Origin of the sequence: Mesorhizobium sp. M6A.T.Cr.TU.017.01.1.1 (genome assembly GCF_004023115.1) — a bacterium.
Classification (GTDB): domain Bacteria; phylum Pseudomonadota; class Alphaproteobacteria; order Rhizobiales; family Rhizobiaceae; genus Mesorhizobium; species Mesorhizobium mediterraneum.
Map to the genome: position 1 here is coordinate 1 of NZ_RZTA01000110.1, position 23280 is coordinate 23280.

Consider the following 23280-nt stretch of genomic DNA (forward strand, 5'->3'; position numbering starts at 1 on the left):
TACTGGCCGCCTGCGCTTACAATCTGCGCACCATGATTGGCGTCCTCTATCCACCCGATGAGAGGCGGACATGAGGGAGGAGTGCGTCCACAATCCGGCAGGATGGCTGCCTAAACCGACAAAGGCCCCGCAAGGGCCGCGGAAAACCGCTCTGCCGGCCTTCAAAAAGGCCCTCACTGACCACCGAAATCCACTTCGCTCCCCGTGCAAAGCCCTCACAAGGGGAGAAGGGAGAGCCGCAGATGCACTATTCGTCGCGCGAAATGATTTCCTGGCCGCCGATGACCAGCCTGAGGCCGAGATCGCCGGCGCGGCGGCGCGCGAGGAAGCGCGGGCGGCGCGTGTTCGAAATCCGACCCTTGCGACGGTCCTGCGCCGGCAATGTCTTGATGGCAGCGCCTAGCGATTCCTCCAGCGTGCGGGCGACGCCGTCGGATTCGATCAGAAGCATCGGCAGACGGTAAGCGTCGGCCCAGGCGCGCCAGTCGGCGGCGACATCCTCGAGATCGTCGGCAACAAGCAACGGCACCGACAGCATCGGATCATTGTGCAGAAGCTCCAAGGTCACTGTGACATTGCCATCCGGGTCCTCCATCGCGCGGGCGGCCACGCCGCGAAACGCGTTGGCGGGCAGAGCGATGATCGCCGGCACGCCGCTCATCTCCAGCATGCGGCGAATGACAGCGCCACGGTGGTCGATGGTGAAGGTAACGTCGCCATAGTCGTCGCGCGTGGCGTAGCTCACCACCTGCGGCAGGCGGAATGGGTCGAGGCGCATGTTGCGCCCGGCCCAGACTGGCTTCAGTCCAGTGTTCATATTGTGCCTTTCCTGTCTCTCCTGAGAGCCGGTCTTTCCGGGTCTCCGGGCCGGTTTTTCCAGCCTCGTTGTGGGGAAACATTAGCGCGGGCTTCTTATCGCTGCGCTTAAGAAAGTCGGTTAAATTTTGCTGATCTCGGAGGGATGGTTATCGGAATACGACCAGGCACAAGATATCGAAAGGATCAGATAACCTTACCGGGATTCATAATGCCGGCCGGATCGAAGGCCGTCTTCACCCTGCGCATCAGCTCGATCGCCATCGGCGGCGCCGTCGCGATCAATTCATCCCGCTTCAGCTGGCCAATGCCGTGCTCTGCCGAGATCGAGCCGTGGAAGCTGCGCACGACATCGTGCACGGCCTTGTTCATGGCGTGGTAGAGCGCAAGAAACGCTTCGTCATCGCCGCCGACCGGCCGGGAAATATTGTAGTGGAGGTTGCCGTCGCCCATATGGCCGAAACAGACCTCGCGCGCACCGGGGCTGACCGACTGCACGGCGCCGGCCGCCTTTTCGATGAATTGCGGGATAGCCGCCACCGGCACCGAGATGTCATGCTTGATCGAGGCGCCTTCGGGCTTCTGTGCGTCGGGCAGCACCTCGCGGAAATTCCAGAAGGCATCGCCTTGGGCGAGACTTGCCGCGATCACCGCATCGCCGACGATCTCCTGTTCAAGACCTTCCGACAGCACCTCCTCGATCAGGGCCCTTGCATCTTCCGCTGAGCGGCCCGACGAGATCTGCATCAGCACATACCACGGCCAATCCTCGGCCAGCGGCCGCACGGCGCCTGGCGCGTGCAGAAGCGTGAAGTCATAGGGCCTCTGTCCGATTAGCTCGAAAGCAGTGAGCGCGGCCCCGGCACGATCCATCGCCAGGCTGAGCAGAGACAGCGCCGCCTCGGGCGAGGACAGGCCGGCAAACGCCACCTCGCGCCCCTTGGGCTTGGGGAAAAGCTTGAGCACGGCAGCGGTGATGATGCCGAGCGTGCCTTCCGCACCGACAAACAGGTTCTTCAGATCGTAGCCGGTGTTGTCCTTTTTCAGCTTGCGCAGATCGTCGAACACCTCGCCGGTCGGCAGCACCACCTCGACGCCGAGGCAGAGCTCACGCGCATTGCCATAGGCAAGCACGCCGGTGCCGCCGGCATTGGAAGAGAGATTGCCGCCGATCTGGCAGGAGCCTTGCGCGGCAAGCGACAGCGGAAACAGCCGGTCGGCGGCATCGGCCGCCTCCTGCAGCGTCTGCAGGATGACCCCGGCCTCGACGGTGACCGTGTTGGACAGCACGTCGATCTCGCGGATGCTGTTCAGCCGCGACAGCGACAGCACGATCTCGCGGCCGGATGTGTCTGGCACCTGCGCGCCGACCAGCCCGGTATTGCCGCTCTGCGGCACGATGGGCGTCCCCGTCTCGGTCGCCAGCCGCATGATGCGGCTGACCTCGTCGACGCTGCCGGGCCTCAGGACCAGCGCCGTCCGGCCATGCCAAAGGCCGCGTCTCTCCGTGAGGTAAGGCGCGATGTCCTGCTCGTCGCGAAGCGCATATTTGTCGCCGACGATGACCGCAAAGCGTTCGACGAGGGCGGGGTCGATATCCCTGGATATGTCGTTCATGGATGGGAAACTATGGTGCTCAATCGATCTTGTCACGGGGGGCGGCCTGGTCACGAGGGGCGGCGGCGCGCGAAAGCCGGTCGTTGATCGCCTCGCCTAGCCCATCGAATGGTATGGGCTCGACGGCGATTGTCCTGGCGCCGCTGCGATCGAGATCCTGCATGTGGGCAAAGAGGTTGGCTGCGGCCTCGCGCAGGTCGCCGGTCTCGGACAGGTTGCGCAAAGCGGCGGCATTCTGCCAGCCCTCGGCACGGCGATCACCGAAGGCCAGCAAGGCTTCGCCTTTGGCAATTGTCTCGGCGTTGAGCCGCACCGCAGCGCCCGGCGCATAGTGCGAGGCCAACATGCCGGGAGCCTCGATGCCCGCCGCGCCGCGCGACAGCTTCACGCCGGCGGCCGCTTCGATCTCCTCGGCGGCAATGCCGCCCGGCCGCAGCAGCCGCAGCTTTCCGCCCTCGACCTTGACGATCGTCGATTCGAGCCCAACGGACGTTGCGCCGCCATCGACCACCAGCCTGATTTTTGAGCCGAGATCGGCCGCCACTGCCTCGGCCGTCGTGGCACTGATCCTTCCCGAAGAATTGGCGCTGGGCGCCGCAAGCGGGCGGCCGAGCCTGGCGATCAGCTCGCCGCCAAAGCCTTTCGGCATGCGCAGCGCGATCGTATCCAACCCGGCGGTGACCAGCGGATGAATGCCGTTGCCCGGCCGCTGCGGCAGCACCAGCGTCAGCGGTCCCGGCCAGAATGTCTGCGCCAGTCTTTTCGACAGCGGATCGAACAGCGCGATACGCTCGGCCATCGCCAGATCGGCGACATGGGCGATCAGCGGGTTGAAGCGTGGCCGGCCCTTGACCTCGAAGATACGCGCCACGCCAACGCCATTGGTGGCGTCGCCGGCCAGCCCGTAAACGGTTTCCGTCGGAATGGCGACGACATCGCCGCCTTCGAGCAGCGCCAGCGCCCGCTCCATCGCCTCGCCGGCGGCAAGTATCTCAGCCACTCTCATCACCTCACAGATGTGGGTGCGTAATACGGTGACGTTTACGGAGCAAGTCCGGGCGTTGGCGAATTACCAAATCGCTAAAATGCTATCTTTCCTCGCAAGCCCGCATCAATTCCCCGACGGTATGGTGCCGGCTTGTTGGGCAAGGGGAACTATCATGGTCTGGGTGCGTATCCTGGGAGCGCTTGGTCTCACTTTGGCGGCGGGCGGAGCACAGGCTTCGTCCTTCGTCGTTCTCGGTGCAGCATCCTCGACGCCGTCCGTCGTCAGGCTCGGCGCGCCCGAACCGGTGAAAGTGACTGAGAGTTCCTCGACACCGTCGATCGTGGCGCTCGGCGAACTAGTGCCCGATGTCGCCTATGAAAAAGTTGCTGCGATCCCGAGCCAGCCCAAGCATGATTTCATGCAAAGCCCGATGATCATTCGCGGCGGCATCGTCGGCGACGCCTTCGCAACACCGGCTCCAAGTTCCGCACCTGCCGCGACCACCGCTGCCGCAGCACCTGGTGCAGACACCAAATCCGACAAAAAGGCAGGGAAAACGAACAGCGAGCCGGCAACGCCACAGCCGACGCCCATTCCCGAGATCGACCAAGCCAGATAGCCGCTCGAGGCCAGGACGACGCTCACGCGCCGCCCCGGTTCACTGAGTAAAACTCCGTCGCTTGAAAAAACCTAGGCCGCGACCTCTTCGTCCGCGTCGTCGGAGGCGTCCGACTCTTCCTCTTCCTCTTCTTCCTCTTCCTCAGCGTCCGGCGCCTCGGCCTTCACGCTGTCGTCGTCATCTTCTTCGTCTTCGTCGTCTTCCTCATCGTCATCCGAGAGGGTGGCGGCTTTGTCGTCTTCAGCGCCTTCCTCGACCGTCGCTTCGCTTTCGTCGTCGTCACTGTCCTCGTCCGACAGGTCGGCAGCTTCGACTGCAGTGGTGGCGGCCTGGTCGAGGGTCGTTTCGGAAGCCGACTCAAGCGTCTCGGCAGGCGTTTCTTCTGTCACTTCGATGTCGCGAGCGGAATTCATGGAAGCCTCCGTGGGTTTGGGGAACATGCTCCTTGTGCCACGCAGAGATCATCGTCATATGACTGTAAGCCGGCTCGAATCGGCTATTGGAACAAATTATTTCCAAGCCTCAGCCGGCGATCTTCGAGAAATCCGCGACCTGGTCAGTCGCTGCCCGGATGCGCGCCAGCAGTGCCAGACGGTTGGCTCGAACGGCCTGATCCTCATCATTCACGAGAACGCGTTCAAAGAATGAATCAACCGGTTCGCGCAACGCGCTAAGCGCCAGCATGGCGGCGGAAAAGTCTTCATTGTGTATCGCTTGGCCGGCTTCCTTCTCGGCCTGATTCACCGCCGCAAACAGCGTTTTCTCGGCATCTTCCCGGAATAGAGCCGGCTCGACATGGTCGGCAACCGTCGTTTTCTTCTTCTCCTCAGCGGCCAGAATGTTGGCCGCACGCTTGGTGCCGGCGAGCAGGTTCTTGCCGTCCTCGGTGTCGAGGAACGAGCCGAGCGCTTGGACGCGGCGAACAATTTGAAGCAGGTCGTCGTTTTGCGATTGGCCAATCTCCCCCCTTGAGGGGGAGATGCCCGGCAGGGCAGAGGGGGGCGTGACAGAATGAGACGCCGGCGGGACAGCGCCCCCCTCTGTCGGCTTCGCCGACATCTCCCCCTCTAGGGGGGAGATTGGCGCGCTTCCGCCACCCGCCAGCACAGCATCGATTAGATCATGGCGAGCGCCTTGATCGCGGAGATAGACCTTCAGACGATCGTGGAAGAAGGAGAGGAGGTCGGCAATTATTTCAGCCGCAGAATGGTCTGGGAGTTCTACGCCACGTACCTCCGAGGACAACAAACCTGCTCGCTTACTGAGCAGATCATCGGCCGATCCAACGCCGGTAGTGAAATCCCCCCCGTCATCCGCTCGCCAGACCACCGAAAAACGATCACCGCCATTGTAGGTAAGTCCGAACAGTGCGTTAAGAAACTGGCGCTGGACCGGTAGCCTAACCTCATTCTCAACCAAAATCCTTACCACCCCGAGCGCAGCCCTCCGCAACGCATAGGGATCCTTCGACCCCGTGGGCTTTTCGTCGATCGCCCAGAAGCCGACCAGCGTGTCGAGCTTGTCGGCGAGCGCGACGGCCACCGACACTGGATCTGTGGGCACGCGGTCTGACGGTCCCTGAGGCTTGTAGTGCTCCTCAATTGCCGCGGCGACGGAAGAATGCTCGCCCTGCAGCAGCGCATATTTGCGGCCCATGGCGCCCTGCAGTTCCGGGAACTCGCCGACCACCTCGGTGGTGAGGTCGGCCTTGGCCAGGACGGCAGCACGCTCGGCGCGCTCGCGGAGATATTTCTGTTCGACGTTCAGATCGTCGGCTGACAGAAGCTTGCCATCGAAGAAATTCGGCTGCTTCGACAACGTGTCAGCAATCTCGCCAGCCAGCCTCTTGATCCGCTCAACCCGCTCGCCTTGCGTGCCGAGCTTGGCGTGGAAGGTGACACCGAGATGGTCGAGGCGAGCCATGCGCTGGTCGAGCGGCTTTTTGAGATCGAGCCCGAACTTTTCCGCCGATGCCTGCAACTGGTCGAGGTCAGGCAGGTCGCCCTGGTCGGTCTTCCAGAAATAGAGCGCGTCGGAGAGGCGCGCGCGCACCACCTTGCCGTTGCCGTAGGCGATCTCCTTGCCGCCGTCCTTGGCTTCGATGTTGGCGGTCAGGATGAAGCGGTTGGAAAGCTCTTCACCAACGCCCTGCGGCCGCGTGACGAAGCACTTCTGGTTAGCGCGGATGGTGAGCCGGATCACCTCGGCCGGAATGGCGAGAAAGTCTTGCTCGAATTCGCCCATCAGCACGACAGGCCATTCGACCAGGCCTGACACTTCCTCGAGCAGGCCCTCGTCTTCGACCAGGTCGAGCCCGTTGGCGAAAGCGAGATTCCTGGCGTCGGAAAGGATGATCTGCTTGCGCCGGTCGGCATCGAGCACGACCTTGGCTGCCTCCAGCTTTGCGGCATAGTCGTCGAAGCGGCGCACGGTGATCGCGCCCGGCGCATGAAAACGGTGGCCGTAGGTGAGGTTACCCGAGCGGAGGCCGTCGATCTCGAAATCGACCACCACCGGCTCTTCGGTCTCCGGGCCGAAGGTGCAGAGGATGGATTGCAGCGGCCGCACCCAGCGCAACGATCCGGGTTTCGCCGAGGCAGGCCCCCAGCGCATCGATTTCGGCCATGGAAAGCCGCGGATGATGCCCGGCACCAGCTCGGCGATGATTTCTTCTGCCGCCCTGCCCGGCTTCGCAATATGGGCGACATAGAAATCGCCCTTCTTCGGGTCGGCATGGACATGCGCCTCGGCGATCGAGGAAAGACCGGCCTTGCGCAGAAAACCCTGGACCGCCTGTTCGGGCGCCTTGGTCGAGGGGCCCTTGATCTCCTCGCTGATGTCCTTCGAGCGCGCGGTCACGCCGCGAATGTCGAGCGCCAACCGGCGCGGCGTCCAATATTCGCGCGCCGCCTCATAGGTCAGCCCGGCCTCGACCAGACCGTCAGTCAGCATCTTCCGCAAGTCGCCTGCCGCCTTGCGCTGCATGCGCGCGGGGATTTCCTCGGAGCGAAGTTCAAGCAATAAATCCGGCATTAGAGTTTCCCTCCCCGCATGCCTTTTCCTTTTTTGCACGTCCTCGCGCCTGCGGCGCTGCGGGCGTGCGGCTGCGCGGGGATTTCCTCGGAGCGAATTTCTAGGAGCAGGTCGGGCATAGGGTCAGCTCATGCGGGAGAACGGTCGGGCGGGGCATAGCAACTCGGCTGGCCGCTGTCACCCTTCCCTGCAAGATCGCGGCCTCTGCCAGCGATTTCCAAAAATATTCCGCTGCCTGTCGGGCCGAAGCGGGATCGTCCGTCCTTGGGTCAAAGATTTCCATGAACCTAACGCAGCGCTGAAGCGACCCACGCTCAGGCAGAGAACTATTGGCTGAACGACCATGAAGACGGCATCGACATTCCTACATATCCTCGCGCTCAGCGCCTGTTTCACAGCGCAGGCTCATGGCACGTTCACGATGCCTGGCGTCAGGCAAGCGCTGCGGACAATGGCTGGTTCCAGCGGCCAAGGCGTATTGCCAATCAGCGCTTCGGTCGAAATCGCAAATAGCCTTTGGAGCTAAGCCGCCAGCCCGCCAGCCTGCGTCAGCAAAAACGCTTCGCCACAGGCTTTCGCCAGATTGCGCACCCGCAGGATATAGCTCTGCCGCTCGGTGACGGAAATCACGCCACGCGCGTCGAGCAGGTTGAAGACGTGGCTGGCCTTGATGCACTGGTCGTAGGCGGGAAACACCATCCGGTGGTTCCCCTCCCCCTTGAGGGGAGGGTGGCCAGACAAAGTCTGGCCGGGAGGGGTCGCTCGGGCAGTGCTCGACGTCCTACTTGCGGTGCCTTCTGAGGCACCCCCCTCTGCCCGCTTCGCGGGCATCTCCCCCTCGAGGGGGGAGAAAGGCGCGCCGGCATCGAGCAGCGCCTTGCACTCGGCTTCGGCGTCCTCGAAATGCCGAAGCAGCATCGCCGTGTTGGCGAATTCGAAATTGTGGCGCGAATATTCCTGCTCGGCCTGCAGGAAGACGTCGCCATAGGTCACCTTGTCGGCGCCCTCGCGGCCGTTGAAGTTGAGGTCGTAGACATTGTCGACGCCCTGCACATACATGGCCAGCCGCTCCAGCCCGTAGGTAAGCTCGCCCGCCACCGGGGCGCATTCGATGCCGCAGACCTGTTGGAAATAGGTGAACTGCGACACTTCCATGCCGTCGCACCAGCACTCCCAGCCCAGTCCCCAGGCGCCGAGCGTCGGGCTTTCCCAGTCGTCCTCGACGAAGCGGATGTCATGCAGAAGCGGATCGACGCCGATGGCCGCCAGCGAGCCGAGATAAAGCTCCTGCAGATTGGGCGGGTTCGGCTTCAGGATCACCTGGTATTGGTAATAGTGCTGCAGCCGGTTCGGGTTCTCGCCGTAGCGCCCGTCCTTGGGCCGGCGCGAAGGCTGCACATAGGCGGCGTTCCAGCGCTTTGGCCCCAGCGCCCGCAACGTCGTCGCCGGATGGAATGTGCCGGCGCCGACTTCCATGTCATAGGGCTGGAGAACGACGCAGCCATAGTCCGCCCAGTAGTTATGCAAAGTTAGGATCAGCCCCTGGAACGAGCGGCTGGGATGCATATGGGCTGGGATATCAACGGTCACGGCGGCCTCGACGGAGCGGCGGGATGCGGCACCTGTTGGATCAGGCCGCATGATCTTGTCCGAAAAGTCTGCAACTTTTTGCTGCGCTGACCTTCGGTTCGGGATCAGGCTCTAGAGCGCCACCCGCCAAGCGTCAAGGCGAAGGGTCAGCCCTTCGGCGCGGGCGCCGGTTCGGGCTTGACCTTCGGGGTTTCCTGCGCCGTGTTGGATTCGATCGGCGGCAGGCCCTTCAGCAGTTTCTGCTGCAATGCGGCGAGCACGTCGGGATCCGGCTTCAGGTCGCGGGCCTGGTTCCACTGGAAGGTGGCTTCCAGCCTGCGGCCGACCCGCCAATAGGCATCGCCGAGGTGATCGTTCAGCACCGGATCTTCCGGCTTCAGCGACACGGCACGCTCCATTTCGCGCACAGCGTCATCAAACCTGCCCAGGCGGAAATAGGCCCAGCCCAGCGAATCGACGATGTAGCCGTCGCTCGGCCTGAGATCGACGGCCTTCTGGATCATCTCAAGGCCTTCCTTGAGGTTCATGTTCATGTCCACCCAGGAATAGCCGAGATAGTTCAGAACCTGCGGCTGGTCGGGGAACAATTCCAGCGCCTTGCGGAAATTCGGCTCGGCCTTCGGCCACTCCTTCAGCCGCTCATAGGCGATGCCGCGCTGGTAGAAAATGTTCCAGTCGGCGCGGGTCGGGGCCTTCAGCGCCGCCACCGCCTTGTCATAGAGGTCGGCCGCGGAGCGGAAGTCCTCCTTCGAGGCATAGACGCCACCGAGCGCCTGATAGGTGCGCATGTCGCTGGGGTGCGCTTCGACGAGGGCTTTCAGATGGGAGATGGCCTCGTCATGGCGGTCGAGATCGGCAAGGTTGAGGCCGAGCTGTAGTTCCGAAAGCTCCTTCAGTGGCGAGCTGGCCGGGATGCGGCGATAGAAGGCGATGGCGCCCTCGCCATCCTTCAGCTGCTCGGAAACGGCGGCGAGCTGGACAAGGGCCACGTCGCTGTCGGGCTTCAGCGCCAGGGCATATTGCAGATAGAGGCGGACGAACGGCTCGCCGCCACCGCGATTGAGCGCGGTGGCGAGATCGAGCAGAATTTCCGAGGCGCCGTCGGACGGGCCGGCAACGAAGGGTTCGATCTTCTCGCCCTTGGTGATCTTGTCGCGAAGCGCTGATATCTCCACCTTGCCGGATGCAAATGCCTCGGCCTGATCAAGCACGGACAGCGCCTTGTCCTTGTCGCCCTTGCGGGCGAGGAAAGAGGCATAGGCCTGCGCATTGCGCATCCAGGTTTCGGGTGCGGCGCTACCGGTCGCGGTGTCCTGGAGGGTCGCGGCGTAAATCGCATCCGCCTTTTCGGGCAAGCCAGATGCGTCCGCAATCAGCGCGCGATGGAAGGATTTGAAGAGGCCGAACCAGTCCGGACCCTGCAGCTTGTCGATGGAGGCCATGGCCTCGCTGGCGTCGCCGGCGCCCTGCTTGGCCCAACCGGTCATAACGCCGGAGATCAGCCGGTCGAGGTCGGATTCAAGCGAAAGCTTGAGCCAGTATTCTGCCTTGGTGAAATCCTTCTTGTGAAAGGAACCGACGGCCAGCGCCAGGCGCGAGAACCGCTCGACGTCGGGAACCGCCTTGAGCTTGTCGGCATAGACCAGGGATTCTTCGAAGCGCCCTTGAGCGATCAGCGACAGCATCAGGCTTTGCTGCAACGAGGTATCGTCGGGTGCGAAGGCAAGCGCCTGCTTGTAATAAGCGATGGCGTTGTCGAGATCATTGTCGCCTTCAGCGACCCGCGCGGCCAGATATGCTCCCGAGAAGGATGTGATCTTGACCGGCTCGGTGGTCTCTTTGGCCAGGGCTGGCAGACCGGAGATCGCCATGCCCGTCACAATTGCCAGCCGTGTCAGCCAGCGCGCACATCCTTGCCGCATCGTATCCCTTTCAGTCAAAGCCATGCCCGCGTCAGCTGGATCGCCGTAGACTCGATCTTTTCCAGGCAAAGCATGGCCTTTTTGGGGTCACGCTTCAACCCGGCCCGAATTCACAATCGAGTCATGCGATTATCAAAGCATGCGGAACGGCGCGCAACTGCGACCATCGACCGCGCTTTGCCGGCCTGGCGGGCTGCTGACTTGCCCTGCTGCGGCACCGGCAACCCGATGCCGTAAGCGATCCGTAAGCGGCGGGCGTCGAAAGTTTCCGCAACGGAATGATGCGTGGAACCGTGCAGATGGATGCCGTTGCTTCGCCCAGGAAGATGCCGATGCTGGAAATGCCGCAGGACGAGCAGGCCTTCGCCATTGTCGATCTAATCTATGAAGCGGCGTTCGCGGCCGAGCTGTGGCCGGAGGTGTTGGGAACGGCAAGCGCGATCTCCCGCTCGGCAAGCGGGGCGATCTTTGTATTCAGCGATCAGTCGCCGGTCCGCGCCATCACCGAAGCGCATGTCCAGCCCTTGCTCGATGAATTCATGGCGGGGGATAGTTGGAAGTTTTCCGAAAGCGTGCAGCGCATGTGCAGCACACAGCCAGCAAGCTTTGTGCGGGTCGATGATTTCATGACCGGCGAGGAGATCGAGCGCGACCCCGTCCGCAAAAGCGCAACGGCATTTGGCGTTGGATCGCATGTATGCACATCCGTCCCAATGCCTGGTGGAGAGCTTGTGCTTTTTGTCTTCCAGCGCTGGCTAAAGGACGGGATCTACGATCAGGCCGCGATTGATCGGCTGGACGAACTGCGCCCTCACCTCGCGAGAGCTGGCGTTATTGCCGGGCGCCTGGGTCTGGAACGGGCAAAGACCGCCGTATCGACGCTGCGCGAAATTGGACTGCCGGCCGCTGTCATGAGCGGGTCGGGCCGCGTGCTGACGGCCAATCCGCTCCTCGAAGACATGGCCCACGTTTTCCTCCCCACGGCCCATGGCGGCATCGCGCTTGCCGATGAACCGGCAAACGCGCTTTTCCAGCAGGCCATCGCGCAGAACCGGGATAACCGCATCGTGCGGTCCATCCCTGTTCCGGGCACGAAGGGGCGGCCCGCGCTGGTCGTCCACCTGCTGCCGTTGCGCCGCGCCGCGCATGATATCTTTTCGGGTGCGGATGTTCTCGTTTCGGCAACCGAGGTCAGCCTCTGCGCGACTGTTCCGTCGCCCAATATCCTTTCCGGCCTGTTCGACCTGACGCCGGCTGAAGCCCGGCTCGCCGTCGAGCTTGCCTCCGGCCGTTCCGTGCAGGAGGTGGCCATAGAAATCGGCATCGCCGTCAAATCGGCCCGCACCTATCTCGAACGAATATTTCGGAAAACCGGAACTAGCCGTCAGAGCCAGTTGGTGGCGCTGCTGAAGAGCGCGTGGTCGTTTTCATGATCTCGACAGCACCCAGTTTCGAAGTTGCTTGAGGATCTGCTGGCCGGGAAATTCCGTGCTGATTTCGCCCCCACGCTTGATAAAACTCAGGATTCTTGGACAAGTCTTGCGTCCAGCGACTGCATCGCCACGGTGATCAGAGCGTGCAGCCGCTCTTTCGGCACACCGTCGCGCGCCTGCACCGAGAGACCAAACAAGAGCGTGGTGTAGTAGTCGCCCATGGCCTCGGCCTCCGTATCCGGTTTGAGCTCCCCGTCCCGAACGCCCTTTCTCAGGCGCTCGACAATCAGCGCATTGCGCGCTCGGCGACGTTCGGCCAGCCAATAAAGCACGCGATCGTTCTCGGCGGCGCAGTTGGTCGCGGCTGAGACAACCATGCAGCCCTGCGGCAGACCCGGCCTCGTATAGATTTCGATTGCATCACGCAGCAACCGCTCGACAAACCGCCGAGCGGTTGGCTCCTCGGCAAGCGCGCGGGTGGCGAAGCTTCCTTCTTTGGTCTCGTAGAGAACGACCGCTTCCCGAAACAGGTCCTCCTTCGAGCCGAAGGCGGCATAGATGCGCGGCGAGGCCAGACCAAGCACCGACACGAGATCGGCCATCGAGGTGCCCTCATAGCCGCGCGTCCAGAAGGCGTCGCGGGCCTTCTCCAACGCCTGATCCCGATCGAACTCCCTTGGCCTTCCTGCCATCGCGACCTCCATTTTTTATCAGTCAACAAATAATCCGCTTGACTTCGGATTGCAAACCAATTCTTTATTGATCGATAAAGAATCGTCGACATGGAGATTTTGACATGAGCTCACTCGATCAAGGCGCGCCGTTCGGCGCCGCGGCAGCAGGAGGGATCGGCGCGAAGCGCGGCGCCACGCTGGCATTGCTTGCCTTCGCCCAGCTCATCATCGCACTCGACCTCAACATCGTCTTCGTGGCTTTGCCGGAAATCGGCGCCGGGTTGGGCTTTTCGGGCCAGACCCTGCAATGGGTGGTCAGCGCCTACACCGTGTTCACCGGTGGCTTCCTGCTGTTCGGCGGCCGGGCTGCCGACCTGATCGGCCAGCGCCGTGTTTTCATCTTCGCGCTTTGGCTCTATGCGCTTTCGTCCCTGGTCGGCGGCCTCGCCTGGTCGCCGGAAGTGATCATCGCGGCCCGTGCGGTGCAAGGCATCGGCGCCGCCTTCCTGTTCCCGGCCACGCTGTCGCTGATCAATCGGCTGTTTGCCGAGGGGCCGGGACGCAATCGGGCGCTCGCGGTCTGGGGCGGCGCCGGAGCGAGCGGCCTCACGCTCGGCTCGTTGGCGGGAGGCCTTCTCACCAGCGCCTTCGGCTGGCCCTCGGTCTTCTATGTCAACGTGCTCTTGGCCGGGGTCGCCATCATCGCGGCCTTCGCCATCATTCCGCGGGACCGCAAGCGGCATGAACATCGCAGCTTCGATCTGCCGGGCGCGCTGACCGTCACCACCGGCGCGACGCTGCTTGTCTTCACGCTGGTTCAGGGCCCCGAATATGGCTGGGGGTCGACTGCGATCATCGTCAGCGCCGCACTGGCGGCACTCTTCCTGTTCGCCTTCGCGGTGATAGAGGCGAAGAGCGCCGATCCGCTGATGCCGCTGCGCCTGTTCCACAACCGCAGCCTGGTCGCCGGCATGACAATCACCTTCCTCTTCATGGGGACTTTCGGCGCCCTGCCCTACTTCCTCACCGTGCTGCTGCAGAACGTGCATGGCTTCACCGCCTTGCAGGCCGGCCTTGCGTTCCTGGTGCCATCGGTCGCCATCGCGGTCGGCACGCAATTCGGTGAACGCTTGGCAACGCGTTTTTCGACACGCGCCACGCTGGTCGGCGGCATGGTCATTGGCGCGATCGGGACGGCCTTGATGGTATCAGGCGCATCCGCAGACAGCAGCTATCTATCCCTCGTGCCCGGCCTGATCATCTCCGGCGTCGGACAAGGCATCGTCTGGACCGCCATGTGGATCGCCGCCGCCTCGGGTGTTTCCCACGACGAACAGGGCGTCGCGTCGGGAATGGCCTCCACCATGCTCAATGTCGGCAACGCGATCGGCATGGCGGTGTTGATCGCGATCGCCAACCGCCATGTCGGCGGATTGGCCGGTGATGCCTTGAAGATCGCTGTTGCCGACGGCATCCAGGTCGCCTTCTGGCTCGCTGCGGCAGGCATCGCCGTCAGCCTGCTCGCCGCAATGGTGCTTCCGGGGAAACCAAGATGAGGAGCGGCGCCTCTCAGTTCACCCGGCTGATGCAGAAATCGATGACGTCGATCAGCGCCGATTTCTGCGGCGTCGCTTCGAGCGGCGCCAGCGCGTCGCGGGCAATCTCGCCGAAATGGCCGGCGCGTCCAATGGTGTCGGCGATTGCCCCGTGACGGGTCATCAATCCGATCGCCTTTTCCAACCCGGCGTCGTCGATGACATTGTCCTCGATGGCGCGCTTCCAGAAGGTGCGTTCGGCCTTGGTGCCGCGCCGGTAAGCGAGGATCACCGGTAGCGTCACCTTACCCTCGCGGAAGTCGTCGCCGACATTCTTGCCCAGATCCTTGCTGGTGCCGCCATAATCCAGCGCATCGTCGATCAGCTGGAAGGCAAGGCCGAGATTCATGCCATAGGAGCGCAGTGCCGCGCGATCGTTTCGCGTCGCCTGGGCGATGACCGGACCAACCTCGGCGGCGGCCGAGAACAGGGCCGCCGTCTTGGCCTTGATCACGGCGAAATGCTCATCCTCGGTGGTTTCGAGGTTCTTGGCGGCAGCGAGCTGCATCACCTCGCCCTCGGCAATGATCGAGGCAGCACTCGACAGGATATCGAGCGCTTCCAGCGAGCCGACATCGACCATCATGCGGAAAGCCTGGCCAAGCAGGAAATCGCCGACCAGCACGCTTGCCTGGTTGCCCCAGATCATGCGGGCGGTCTTCTTGCCGCGCCGCATGCCGCTCTCGTCGACGACGTCGTCGTGGAGGAGCGTGGCCGTGTGCATGAACTCGACCGATGTGGCGAGCTTGACGTGACCCTCGCCGGAATAGCCGAACATCTGGGCGGAGGCGAGCGTCAGCATCGGCCTCAGCCGCTTGCCGCCCGAAGAGATCAGGTGGTTGGCAATCTCCGGGATCATCTCGACGTCGGAACCGGCCTTCGACAGGATCAATTTGTTAACGCGCCCCATATCGGCCGCCGTAAGGTCGATGAGATCCTTGATCGAGGCGGCTTCCCGCTTCCCGTTTTCGATGTTGAGAACGACACCCACCACAAACACTCCCGTCTATAAGTCACGCGCACGACGGCACCCTGATCCCGCCACAGACTCTAGGGCGGTACCCACAGGCACGGCAAGAGGCGATTTGGCGCGGTCGAGATGGCGACGGGAGCCACCCACATTTACATAAACGCTGCAACCTGCGAGTTTCGTCCGATGATAGAGCTTATCCGCACCAACGATGCCGTGATCATCTCCTTTGTCGAATCGCTGATGCGCGATGCCGGCATCGGCTGTTTCGTCGCCGACCAGAACATGAGCGTGCTCGACGGCTCGATCGGCATCCTGCCCCGGCGCATCATGGTCGAAGCCGATCAGGCCGATGCGGCGCGGCGCATCCTGACGGATGCCGGCATCGCCAACGAGATCCGCCAGAAATAATGTCCGCGGCGCGCGCCACCCTTGTCCAGGATACGCCGGCCCATACGGTCGATGCCTTCCATCGCGGACGGTTCTGGCTGGTTCAGCCGAAACAGGCCGGCCATCGCGCCGGCATGGACGCCATGATGCTGGCGGCTGCCGTGCCGTCCTCCTTCGCCGGCCGCCTTGCCGATTTCGGCGCGGGTGCTGGCGCCGCAGGCCTGGCGGTGCTGTCGCGCTGTCCTGATGCCAAGGCCGTGCTCATCGAACGGTCTCCGGAAATGGCGGCGTTCGCTGCAACGACGCTTGCCCACCCCGGCAATGCGCATCTCAACGACCGCGCCTCGGTGCTCGCCGCAGACGTCGCGCTGTCGGGCCAAGCGCGAACAGCCGCCGGGCTTGCCGACAATTCCTTCGATTTCGTCATCATGAACCCGCCCTTCAATGCCGCCGAGGATCGCGCCACGCCCGACCCGCTCAGAAGGGCAGCACATGTGACGGAGGACGGGCTGTTCGACAGCTGGATCCGAAGTGCGGCTGCTGTGGTCAGGCCGCGCGGCGGTCTTGCCGTGATTGCCAGGCCCGATCAGCTCGGCGCCATCCTCGATGCGATATCAGGCCGCTTCGGCGATGCCGAGATGCTGGCCGTCCACCCTCGCCCCGAGGCGGCGGCGATCCGCATCGTCGTCAGGGCGATACTCGGGGCACGCGGAAAACTGTCGATCCGCCCGCCGCTGATGCTGCATGCGCAATCGGGCGACGGCCCAACGGAGCGGACCGAGATGATCAACAACGGACTGGCTTCGCTGTTCGGCGACTGACCTACAGCGCCGCCCGTCCTTCCGGACGAGCCAGGAGCGCTGTAGCACTTTTGATTTGCGCATGATCCTTTCCTAAAATCGATTCCGATTTTAGGAAAGGATCATGCGGCTAGCCGGTCGGCGTCGCGGCATTGCCGTTGGCCGGCGAATCCCTACATGCCTTCAGGCCAATTGACCGGAGATCCCGTGAAACGCTTTCTCAACCGCCTGCTGCCGAAATCCTGGCGCTCCGACATCGTCGTCATTCCCGTCATCCGGCTGCACGGCACCATCATGGCCGGCGGCGGCCAGTTCCGGCCGAGTCTTTCGCTCGCGTCCACCGCCGGCCCTATCGAGAAGGCGTTTTCCTTCGAAGCCCCCGCGGTCGCCATTTCGATCAATTCGCCGGGCGGCTCGCCGGTGCAATCGCGGCTGATCTTCAAACGTATCCGCGACCTGGCGGCCGAAAAGAACAAAAAGGTTCTGGTCTTCGTCGAGGACGTGGCGGCGTCGGGCGGCTACATGATCGCGGTCGCCGGCGACGAGATCTTTGCCGATCCGTCCTCCATCGTCGGTTCGATCGGCGTGGTGTCGGCTTCGTTCGGCTTTCCCGAGCTGATGAAGAAGATCGGCATCGAGCGCCGCGTCCATACCGCCGGCCAAAACAAGGCGGTGCTCGATCCGTTCAAGCCCGAGAAAAAGGAAGACATCGAGCGGCTGAAGGCGCTGCAGCTCGATGTCCACGAAACCTTCATCGACCTCGTCAAGGACCGGCGCGGCACCAAGCTCAAGGACGACCCGGACCTGTTCACTGGTCTATTCTGGACCGGCAAGAAGGCGCTGGAGCTCGGCCTTGTCGACGCGCTCGGCGACATGCGCAGCGTGCTGAAGACCCGTTTCGGGCCAAAAACCCAGCTCAAGCTGATCACGGCGCCACGCGGCCTGTTCGGCCGGTTCGGCTGGTTCGGCTCAAGCAAGGGGGGCTTTTCAGCGCCCGATATCGCCGCTGCTGCCGCAAGCGGCATGATCGATGCGGCGGAAGAGCGCGCGCTGTGGGCTCGCTTCGGGCTTTGAAAAACCGGTAAAAGCGTTTAACTTAAGAGCTTGACCGACCCGACCGGCCGCCGCAGCCGGCCTTGCGAGGAAGGAGTTTGACATGCCACAGATCATTTTCTTCATCGCAGTCGGCGTCCTCGCCTATTTCGGCTATCGCTCCTTTGTCAGGGAAGCCGAGCGCGTGACGGCCAAGATACGGCGCACCGAAAAGCAGGCTACCAACGGCTCAATGGGCACGCTGGTCAAGGACCCGAAGACCGGCGAATACCGTCTGGCCAAGGACTGACATCATCCCGCTCGCGACTGACACAGTGGATTCCGGCATCACCGTCCGGGCATTGCATGCGCATGCCAAGATAAATCTCGCGCTGCACGTCACCGGCAGGCGCGCCGACGGCTATCACACGATCGAGAGCCTGGCGGTGTTCACGCGCTTCGGCGACAGGGTCGAGATCGAGCTCGCCGACAGCGACGGGTTTTCCGTGTCGGGCCGATACGCCTCCGCGGTCCCGCTCGACGACAGCAATCTGGTCGTCAAAGCGCGCGACGCGCTGCGGAAGCGGGCCGGTCTCCAACATGCGCCGCCGGTCGCCATCAGGCTCGAAAAGAACCTGCCGGTCGCATCCGGCGTCGGCGGCGGCTCGAGCGACGCCGCAACGGTGCTGCGCGGGCTGGCTGAGACGTGGAGACTGGACCTCGACGAAGCCGAACTGGCGCGGATCGGCCTCTCGCTGGGCGCCGACGTTCCCATGTGCCTTACGGCAAAACCGCTGATAGCGCGCGGTGTTGGTGACGAGCTGTCGGCCGTGCCGGGCTTTCCCGCACTCGGGCTGGTCCTCGTCAATCCCGGCATCGCCGTCTCCACGGCCGAGGTGTTCAACGCGCTTTCCCATCGCGACAATGAGGGATTGCCGCCGCTGCCGCGCAGCCTCGACTTCCACAGCATCCGCAATTGGCTGGAGATCACGCGTAACGATCTCGAGCCCGCTGCACGGGCGATCCAACCCGCCATCGGCAAGGCGCTTTCTGTGCTCAACAAGGCCGGAGCGGGGTTCGCCCGGATGTCCGGTTCCGGCGCGACCTGCTTCGGGCTGTTCGAGACCGGCAATGTGGCCAAGCGCGCGGCCGTCGATATTCGCAGCCGCCATCCCGACTGGTTCGTCGCCGCAACGCGAAGCATGACATCGGAGGCTGACGCACATGGTCAGGATTGACGAGAGCCGCTCCTTCATTCCCGTGCGCATCGCGGTGCTGACCGTTTCCGATACCCGCGGCCTCGCCGACGACAAATCCGGCCAGACGCTGGCCGACCGCATCGTGGAGGCCGGCCATGTCCTGGCCGACCGCGACATCGTCACCGACGACCGCCAGAAAATTCGCGACAAGGTTCTGGGCTGGTCGAAGGATGAAGCGATTGATGTCGTCATCACCACCGGCGGCACCGGCTTTACCGGCCGCGACGTGACGCCGGAGGCGCTGGAGCCGATCTTCGAAAAGCGCATGGACGGCTTTTCCGAAGTGTTCCACCGCATTTCCTACGACAAGATCGGCACTTCGACGATCCAGAGCCGTGCCACCGGCGGCGTCGTCAACGCGACCTTCGTCTTCGTGCTACCGGGTTCGCCCGGCGCCTGCAAGGACGCCTGGGACGGCATTTTGAAGCCGCAGCTCGACTACCGGCACATGCCCTGCAACTTCGTCGAGATCATGCCGCGCCTGGACGAACATCTGCGGCGCGGCGGCACCAAGACAAGTTAGGCCAAGTTCCGGAAAGGCTGCTTCTGGGCTTTCCCAAAAATCAGCGGCAAAGATCAGCGGATGACGGGCTCACCGTGGAACCGCCGCCGTGAGGGCGGCGAAACGCCGAAGCCGACTTCCATCATCAGCCGCGGTTTGCGCGTCGGCACGGTGCCCATGTGGAAGCCGAAGGGATCCTCGACAAAGCCCGAACCCGCCTCGCCGGTCAGCGTAATCGGGCTCTTCGCGCCGTAGACCTTTAGAACCTCTTCCGCCGGATGGCCGACGAGAAGCGTCATCTGGTGCTTGAGGATGCGGCGATTGTGGCTGCCGCGGACATAGACATGCGGACCGGTCTCGGTATCGACCGGATTGAGATAGAAGAAGAATTTCAGCATCCGCCAATCGTCGAGATCGAAGTGGTATTTGCCAAGCGACGCCAGGTTCTTCTCGGCGTCGGAGACGGAACTCGTCGGAAAGCTCCACCAGACGCGCGTGGTGATCAGCTTCGCCTGGCTGCCGAGATAATGGGCGGCGATGTCGAGAAGCAGCGGGTCGCGCTGCACGGTAAGCGCAGCATTACAGTCGAGGATCCGCTCGAAAAAGTGCCCGCTGAGCAAGGGACGGCCGAAGTGCTTCTCGGCGTCGGCATGCTCGGCCGGCAAGAACTCCAGCCGACGGTCGAAATTGCCGAAGCAAGGCGTGCGCTGCGCAAAGCTGGCGATCTCTTCGTGGATCGACGACGGCAGGGCAAGCCCGGAAAAGAGGCCGTCCGAGCGGAGCGCGCGCACCGCCGCATCACGATCGACGCTGGTGAACATCGTTTCCTGGGCTTTTTGCGCCGGTCGAACCGGTTTTGCGCCACGCCAATGCAGCCGCCGCGCCGGCATGGTGCGTGCCAGCATGAACATCGGCAGCCATGCCGGATTCTCGCGAAGGTCCGACAGATATGTCGGAATCCGCACGGCAATGCGGCGCAGCAGGCTGCCGTTTCGAGCGATTGACTCGAGGCTTGCAGCACCGGACTTGTCAGGGCTTGAAAAGGTCATCGGTATCCTCAGCTATGAGGGCAGCGTCGACAAAGCGTCGGTCGCTCACCGCTCCGGCGTCACCCAAGCCCATCCGCCCACAACGGAAGAATGGTAACCCCAGGCCAGATTTTGTGCAATGCACAATAAAAGGGAGGCCCCGCAATTTCTCTGGGGGAATGATGCTCGCCCCATCAACTCACCCAGAGCCGACACTTACAATCGAACGCCGTCGGCGCCGAACAGAAACGCGCGTTGGAACCCGAAGATTTCCGTTTTGCCGATTTCGAAACGATCCGTGTCACGGCTTTCAACGGTGATCATCGAGCCGCTAGCGAGCAAAGCATGGCCGTAGGTGACGCCGCCCAGGCGCTCGACAAGGGAGATCTTGCCAGAAAGCGCCCCAGACGCGCCTTTGGCGGGCACGAAATGCTCTGGGCGAATGCCGAGGCTGACAGATGTTCCCAGTTTCGGCGGCGCGCCGCGTGTGGCAACGGCCATGCCGACGAGGCCGGCCTCCGGCGCCGTGACCACAGCCCGTCCGTCTTCGACAGCCATGACCGTGGCCGGGACGAAATTCATCCGTGGTGAGCCGATGAAGCCTGCCACGAAACTGTTGTCGGGATTCTCATAAAGCTCCAGAGGGGCGCCGACCTGCTCGATGCGACCGGCGCGCAGCACGACGATACGGCTGGCCAGCGTCATTGCCTCGATCTGGTCGTGCGTGACATAGATCATGGTCGTGCCGAGTTCCTGATGCAGCCGGGCGATCTCGATGCGCATCTGCACACGCAGTTCGGCGTCGAGGTTCGACAGCGGCTCATCGAACAGGAAGACGCCCGGCTGGCGCACGATCGCGCGGCCGATGGCAACGCGTTGGCGTTGGCCGCCGGAAAGCTCGCGTGGCTTACGCCCGAGATAGGCCTCCAGATGCAGTATCTTCGCCGCTTCCGCCACCTTGCGGTCGATCTCCTCCTTGGGGCGTTTGGCCATCTCCAACGGAAATCCCATGTTGGTTGCCACAGTCATGTGCGGGTAGAGCGCATAGGTCTGGAATACCATGGCTATACCGCGCTTGGCTGGATCCTCGTCGGTGACGTCGCGCCCGCCAATCAGGATACGCCCGTCGGACGTTCTTTCCAGCCCGGCGATCATACGCAGAAGCGTTGATTTGCCGCAGCCGGAGGGGCCGACAAAGACGACAAACTCACCATCGGCGACGTCAAGATCGACACCGCCGATAACCTCCGTTTCGCCAAAGCGCTTCCTGACCGACTGAAGTGATAGACCCGCCATAGTTCTTCCCTCGAGCCTATTTCACGGCGCCATCGGTAAGGCCGGAGACGAACCAGCGGCCGACAAGGGCGAAGAGTGCGACGACCGGAATGATGGCTGCCGTGGCGCCGGCAAGCAGGAGGCCCCAGTCGATCTGATACTGGCCGATAATGCCGGCAAAGCCGACCGGAATGGTGCGCCTGGCATCCGACACGATCAATACCGAGGCGAACAGGAACTCCGTCCAGGACGAGATGAACGCGAAGATAGCGACGCTGGCGATGCCCGGCGCAATCAGCGGCATCAGGATTCTGATCAGAATGGTGGTGGTGGGTGCTCCATCGACGACCGCCGCCTCCTCGATCTCGCGCGGAACGGTCGCCAGGAATGAACGCATCATCCAGATCGAGAACGGCAATGCGAAGGCAACGTTGACGATAACCAGCGCCACGGGGCTGTCGATCAGCCCGACCTTCGCGAACAGGCCGTAGAGCGGGATCAGCACCACCACGCCAGGGAAAGCGTAAGCGAGCAGGATCGTCTTGTAGAGCGCGTTGCGGCCCGGAAACTCCATGCGAAAAAAGGCATAGGCGGCAGGCAAGGCAAGCAACACCGTGAAGGCCGTGGAAAACAGCGCCACAACCATGCTGTTGAACAGATAAATCGGGAAATCCGAAGCCTGCAGCAGCTTTTCGAAATGTTGAAGGGTAAAGCTGTGCGGCACCATCGTGGGCACACGCTGGATGATTTCCTTCGGCAATTTGATGGAGCCGGTCAACACCCACCAGAACGGCAGACCGATCGCGAGAACAAGGACCAGAACGCCGCCATAGAGCGAAAGTGACTGGCCGAAAGTACGCCTCATCGATCCGCCTCCGCCGCCGTCATGGCTCGCGTCGTCAAAAAGGCAAATCCCATCAGGAGGATGCTGGTGAGAACGGAAATCGTCGCAGCTTCGCTCAAACGATAGCCCTTGAAGGCGGTTTCATAGATGAGCACAGGCAATGTCTGGGTCGCGCCGGATGGACCACCCGCGGTGAGCAGCCAGATCACATCGAAGACGTTGAAGGACAGAAGCGTGCCGACGACGCCGAGCACCATCAATGTCGGTTGCAGCAACGGCCAGGTGATGCGCTTGAAACGCTGGAACGTGCCAGCGCCATCAATCCGCGCCGCCTCGTAGAGATCGCCCGGAATGCGCGTCAGGCCAGCCAGCATCATCAGTGTGGTGAATGGAAACCAGCGCCAGGAATTGATCATGATCAGCGTGGTCATGGCGCCTTCGCGCGTGGCGAAGAAACCAACCGGACGCTCGATCACGCCGGCCTGGATCAAAAGAGGGTTGATCATGCCGCCCGACGAGGAAAGCAACCACCGCCAGATGATGACAACGACCACGGTCGGCACAATCCATGTGAGAATTATCCAGGTGCGTGCGATCCGGACGCCGGGAAATTTCTGATTGAGGATAAGCGCCGCTGCCAGCGCCAACAAAGTCTGCACCACCGCGTTGGACAGCACCCAGACGACACTGCGGCCAAGCGCCCGCCAGAAGCCGGCGCCGCCGAGGATCGTCGCATAGTTGCCGAGCCCAATGAAGTGGCCTTCAGAGCCGATCACGCCGACATCCTGAAAGCTCAGGATGGCGGCTTGAACGAGCGGCCAGCCGAGAACCGCCAGCAGGAAGAGGAGCGCCGGCGAAACGAACGCAAAAGCGAGCGTCGTGTTCTTCATGAG

22 protein-coding genes and 2 pseudogenes are annotated in these 23280 nt (G+C 62.8%); 9 read left to right on the forward strand and 15 right to left on the reverse strand.

Features of this window, described 5'->3' with window-relative positions:
* Window positions 1–247: 247 nt before the first annotated feature.
* The 3 genes from EOB36_RS26900 to EOB36_RS26910 all read right to left on the reverse strand — a co-directional run bounded on the left by EOB36_RS26900 (window position 248) and on the right by EOB36_RS26910 (window position 3433).
* On the reverse strand, window positions 248–817 hold the full coding sequence (locus EOB36_RS26900) for a DUF6101 family protein (protein ID WP_095483974.1): 570 nt from the start codon (window positions 815–817) through the stop codon (window positions 248–250).
* Window positions 818–1002: 185 nt separating this feature from the next.
* Window positions 1003–2433, reverse strand: coding sequence for an FAD-binding oxidoreductase (locus tag EOB36_RS26905; RefSeq protein ID WP_095483973.1), 1431 nt, complete (start codon window positions 2431–2433; stop codon window positions 1003–1005).
* A gap of 19 nt (window positions 2434–2452) precedes the next feature.
* Window positions 2453–3433 carry an L-threonylcarbamoyladenylate synthase gene (locus EOB36_RS26910; RefSeq protein WP_164547030.1) on the reverse strand — a complete coding sequence of 327 codons (981 nt, stop codon included), beginning with the start codon at window positions 3431–3433 and terminating at the stop codon, window positions 2453–2455.
* Between the two features lie 160 nt (window positions 3434–3593).
* Here EOB36_RS26910 and EOB36_RS26915 point away from each other — a divergent pair, with 160 nt between their 5' ends.
* Window positions 3594–4040, forward strand: coding sequence for a hypothetical protein (locus EOB36_RS26915; protein ID WP_095483971.1), 447 nt, complete (start codon window positions 3594–3596; stop codon window positions 4038–4040).
* A gap of 71 nt (window positions 4041–4111) precedes the next feature.
* Here the strand turns inward: EOB36_RS26915 and EOB36_RS34470 are convergent, their stop codons facing one another.
* The 6 genes and pseudogenes from EOB36_RS34470 to EOB36_RS35395 form a co-directional block, all read right to left on the reverse strand.
* The gene (locus EOB36_RS34470) at window positions 4112–4453 is read right to left on the reverse strand and encodes a hypothetical protein (RefSeq protein ID WP_158302523.1); all 342 of its coding nucleotides are present in this window, start codon (window positions 4451–4453) and stop codon (window positions 4112–4114) included.
* Between the two features lie 109 nt (window positions 4454–4562).
* On the reverse strand, window positions 4563–7073 hold the full coding sequence (glyS, locus tag EOB36_RS26925) for a glycine--tRNA ligase subunit beta (RefSeq protein ID WP_127206177.1): 2511 nt from the start codon (window positions 7071–7073) through the stop codon (window positions 4563–4565).
* A 522-nt stretch (window positions 7074–7595) separates the two neighbouring features.
* Window positions 7596–7778, reverse strand: a pseudogene (locus tag EOB36_RS36005) (glycine--tRNA ligase subunit alpha); the annotation flags it as partial.
* A 147-nt stretch (window positions 7779–7925) separates the two neighbouring features.
* Window positions 7926–8639: pseudogene (locus EOB36_RS26935) on the reverse strand (glycine--tRNA ligase subunit alpha); the annotation flags it as partial.
* Window positions 8640–8809: 170 nt separating this feature from the next.
* Complete coding sequence (locus EOB36_RS26940) at window positions 8810–10585, reverse strand: tetratricopeptide repeat protein (RefSeq protein ID WP_128286086.1); 1776 nt, start codon at window positions 10583–10585, stop codon at window positions 8810–8812.
* Between the two features lie 377 nt (window positions 10586–10962).
* On the reverse strand, window positions 10963–11280 hold the full coding sequence (locus tag EOB36_RS35395) for a hypothetical protein (protein ID WP_245467897.1): 318 nt from the start codon (window positions 11278–11280) through the stop codon (window positions 10963–10965).
* A gap of 36 nt (window positions 11281–11316) precedes the next feature.
* On the opposite strand from EOB36_RS35395, the gene EOB36_RS35400 reads away from it, so the two are divergent.
* The gene (locus EOB36_RS35400; RefSeq protein WP_245467898.1) at window positions 11317–12018 is read left to right on the forward strand and encodes a helix-turn-helix transcriptional regulator; all 702 of its coding nucleotides are present in this window, start codon (window positions 11317–11319) and stop codon (window positions 12016–12018) included.
* An 86-nt stretch (window positions 12019–12104) separates the two neighbouring features.
* Here the strand turns inward: EOB36_RS35400 and EOB36_RS26950 are convergent, their stop codons facing one another.
* Window positions 12105–12710, reverse strand: coding sequence for a TetR/AcrR family transcriptional regulator (locus tag EOB36_RS26950; RefSeq protein WP_128286082.1), 606 nt, complete (start codon window positions 12708–12710; stop codon window positions 12105–12107).
* A gap of 104 nt (window positions 12711–12814) precedes the next feature.
* Here EOB36_RS26950 and EOB36_RS26955 point away from each other — a divergent pair, with 104 nt between their 5' ends.
* A complete protein-coding gene (locus tag EOB36_RS26955) occupies window positions 12815–14248 on the forward strand; it encodes an MFS transporter (RefSeq protein WP_128286083.1) in 1434 nt (477 codons plus the stop codon).
* Between the two features lie 13 nt (window positions 14249–14261).
* Here EOB36_RS26955 and EOB36_RS26960 read toward each other — a convergent pair whose 3' ends face one another.
* Window positions 14262–15278, reverse strand: coding sequence for a polyprenyl synthetase family protein (locus EOB36_RS26960; protein ID WP_095484027.1), 1017 nt, complete (start codon window positions 15276–15278; stop codon window positions 14262–14264).
* A gap of 165 nt (window positions 15279–15443) precedes the next feature.
* Between EOB36_RS26960 and EOB36_RS26965 the strand changes: the two genes are divergently transcribed.
* From EOB36_RS26965 to moaB, 6 genes are all read left to right on the forward strand, one after another.
* Complete coding sequence (locus tag EOB36_RS26965) at window positions 15444–15668, forward strand: DUF2007 domain-containing protein (protein ID WP_095483967.1); 225 nt, start codon at window positions 15444–15446, stop codon at window positions 15666–15668.
* Entirely contained in the window at window positions 15668–16468 is an 801-nt protein-coding gene (locus tag EOB36_RS26970) for a tRNA1(Val) (adenine(37)-N6)-methyltransferase (RefSeq protein WP_095483966.1), read from the forward strand. Before EOB36_RS26965 ends, EOB36_RS26970 begins: the two co-directional genes overlap by 1 nt.
* Window positions 16469–16654: 186 nt before the next feature.
* The gene (locus tag EOB36_RS26975; protein WP_128286084.1) at window positions 16655–17521 is read left to right on the forward strand and encodes a S49 family peptidase; all 867 of its coding nucleotides are present in this window, start codon (window positions 16655–16657) and stop codon (window positions 17519–17521) included.
* A gap of 82 nt (window positions 17522–17603) precedes the next feature.
* Window positions 17604–17789 (forward strand): hypothetical protein, encoded by a 186-nt coding sequence (locus EOB36_RS26980; protein ID WP_095483965.1) that lies wholly within the window; start codon window positions 17604–17606, stop codon window positions 17787–17789.
* A gap of 25 nt (window positions 17790–17814) precedes the next feature.
* Window positions 17815–18717: a 4-(cytidine 5'-diphospho)-2-C-methyl-D-erythritol kinase gene (locus EOB36_RS26985; RefSeq protein WP_126103283.1), complete on the forward strand. Its 903-nt coding sequence runs from the start codon at window positions 17815–17817 to the stop codon at window positions 18715–18717.
* Window positions 18704–19261 (forward strand): molybdenum cofactor biosynthesis protein B, encoded by a 558-nt coding sequence (moaB, locus tag EOB36_RS26990; RefSeq protein ID WP_126103284.1) that lies wholly within the window; start codon window positions 18704–18706, stop codon window positions 19259–19261. Before EOB36_RS26985 ends, moaB begins: the two co-directional genes overlap by 14 nt.
* Before the next feature lie 53 nt (window positions 19262–19314).
* On the opposite strand, the gene EOB36_RS26995 is transcribed toward moaB, so the two are convergent.
* The 4 genes from EOB36_RS26995 to EOB36_RS27010 all read right to left on the reverse strand — a co-directional run.
* On the reverse strand, window positions 19315–20289 hold the full coding sequence (locus EOB36_RS26995) for a hypothetical protein (RefSeq protein ID WP_126103285.1): 975 nt from the start codon (window positions 20287–20289) through the stop codon (window positions 19315–19317).
* A 195-nt stretch (window positions 20290–20484) separates the two neighbouring features.
* Window positions 20485–21564, reverse strand: coding sequence for a sn-glycerol-3-phosphate ABC transporter ATP-binding protein UgpC (gene ugpC, locus EOB36_RS27000; RefSeq protein WP_128286085.1), 1080 nt, complete (start codon window positions 21562–21564; stop codon window positions 20485–20487).
* 16 nt (window positions 21565–21580) lie between these two features.
* Window positions 21581–22408 (reverse strand): carbohydrate ABC transporter permease, encoded by an 828-nt coding sequence (locus EOB36_RS27005; RefSeq protein ID WP_126103287.1) that lies wholly within the window; start codon window positions 22406–22408, stop codon window positions 21581–21583.
* A partial coding sequence (locus EOB36_RS27010) for a sugar ABC transporter permease (RefSeq protein ID WP_245467899.1) occupies window positions 22405–23280 on the reverse strand: 876 nt, incomplete at its 5' end. The genes EOB36_RS27005 and EOB36_RS27010, both read right to left, overlap by 4 nt.

Excerpts from the sequence above, each read along its gene's own strand:
- EOB36_RS26950 (WP_128286082.1), bottom strand. The coding sequence starts at position 12,710 with ATGGCAGGAAGGCCAAGGGAGTTCGATCGGGATCAGGCGTTGGAGAAG.
- EOB36_RS26980 (WP_095483965.1), top strand. The coding sequence starts at position 17,604 with ATGCCACAGATCATTTTCTTCATCGCAGTCGGCGTCCTCGCCTATTTC.
- EOB36_RS34470 (WP_158302523.1), bottom strand. The coding sequence starts at position 4,453 with ATGAATTCCGCTCGCGACATCGAAGTGACAGAAGAAACGCCTGCCGAG.
- EOB36_RS26915 (WP_095483971.1), top strand. The coding sequence starts at position 3,594 with ATGGTCTGGGTGCGTATCCTGGGAGCGCTTGGTCTCACTTTGGCGGCG.
- EOB36_RS27005 (WP_126103287.1), bottom strand. The coding sequence starts at position 22,408 with ATGAGGCGTACTTTCGGCCAGTCACTTTCGCTCTATGGCGGCGTTCTG.
- EOB36_RS26970 (WP_095483966.1), top strand. The coding sequence starts at position 15,668 with ATGTCCGCGGCGCGCGCCACCCTTGTCCAGGATACGCCGGCCCATACG.
- glyS (WP_127206177.1), bottom strand. The coding sequence starts at position 7,073 with ATGCCGGATTTATTGCTTGAACTTCGCTCCGAGGAAATCCCCGCGCGC.
- EOB36_RS26995 (WP_126103285.1), bottom strand. The coding sequence starts at position 20,289 with ATGACCTTTTCAAGCCCTGACAAGTCCGGTGCTGCAAGCCTCGAGTCA.
- moaB (WP_126103284.1), top strand. The coding sequence starts at position 18,704 with ATGGTCAGGATTGACGAGAGCCGCTCCTTCATTCCCGTGCGCATCGCG.
- EOB36_RS26965 (WP_095483967.1), top strand. The coding sequence starts at position 15,444 with ATGATAGAGCTTATCCGCACCAACGATGCCGTGATCATCTCCTTTGTC.
- EOB36_RS35395 (WP_245467897.1), bottom strand. The coding sequence starts at position 11,280 with ATGCGATCCAACGCCAAATGCCGTTGCGCTTTTGCGGACGGGGTCGCG.
- EOB36_RS26940 (WP_128286086.1), bottom strand. The coding sequence starts at position 10,585 with ATGCGGCAAGGATGTGCGCGCTGGCTGACACGGCTGGCAATTGTGACG.
- EOB36_RS26955 (WP_128286083.1), top strand. The coding sequence starts at position 12,815 with ATGAGCTCACTCGATCAAGGCGCGCCGTTCGGCGCCGCGGCAGCAGGA.
- ugpC (WP_128286085.1), bottom strand. The coding sequence starts at position 21,564 with ATGGCGGGTCTATCACTTCAGTCGGTCAGGAAGCGCTTTGGCGAAACG.
- EOB36_RS26900 (WP_095483974.1), bottom strand. The coding sequence starts at position 817 with ATGAACACTGGACTGAAGCCAGTCTGGGCCGGGCGCAACATGCGCCTC.
- EOB36_RS26905 (WP_095483973.1), bottom strand. The coding sequence starts at position 2,433 with ATGAACGACATATCCAGGGATATCGACCCCGCCCTCGTCGAACGCTTT.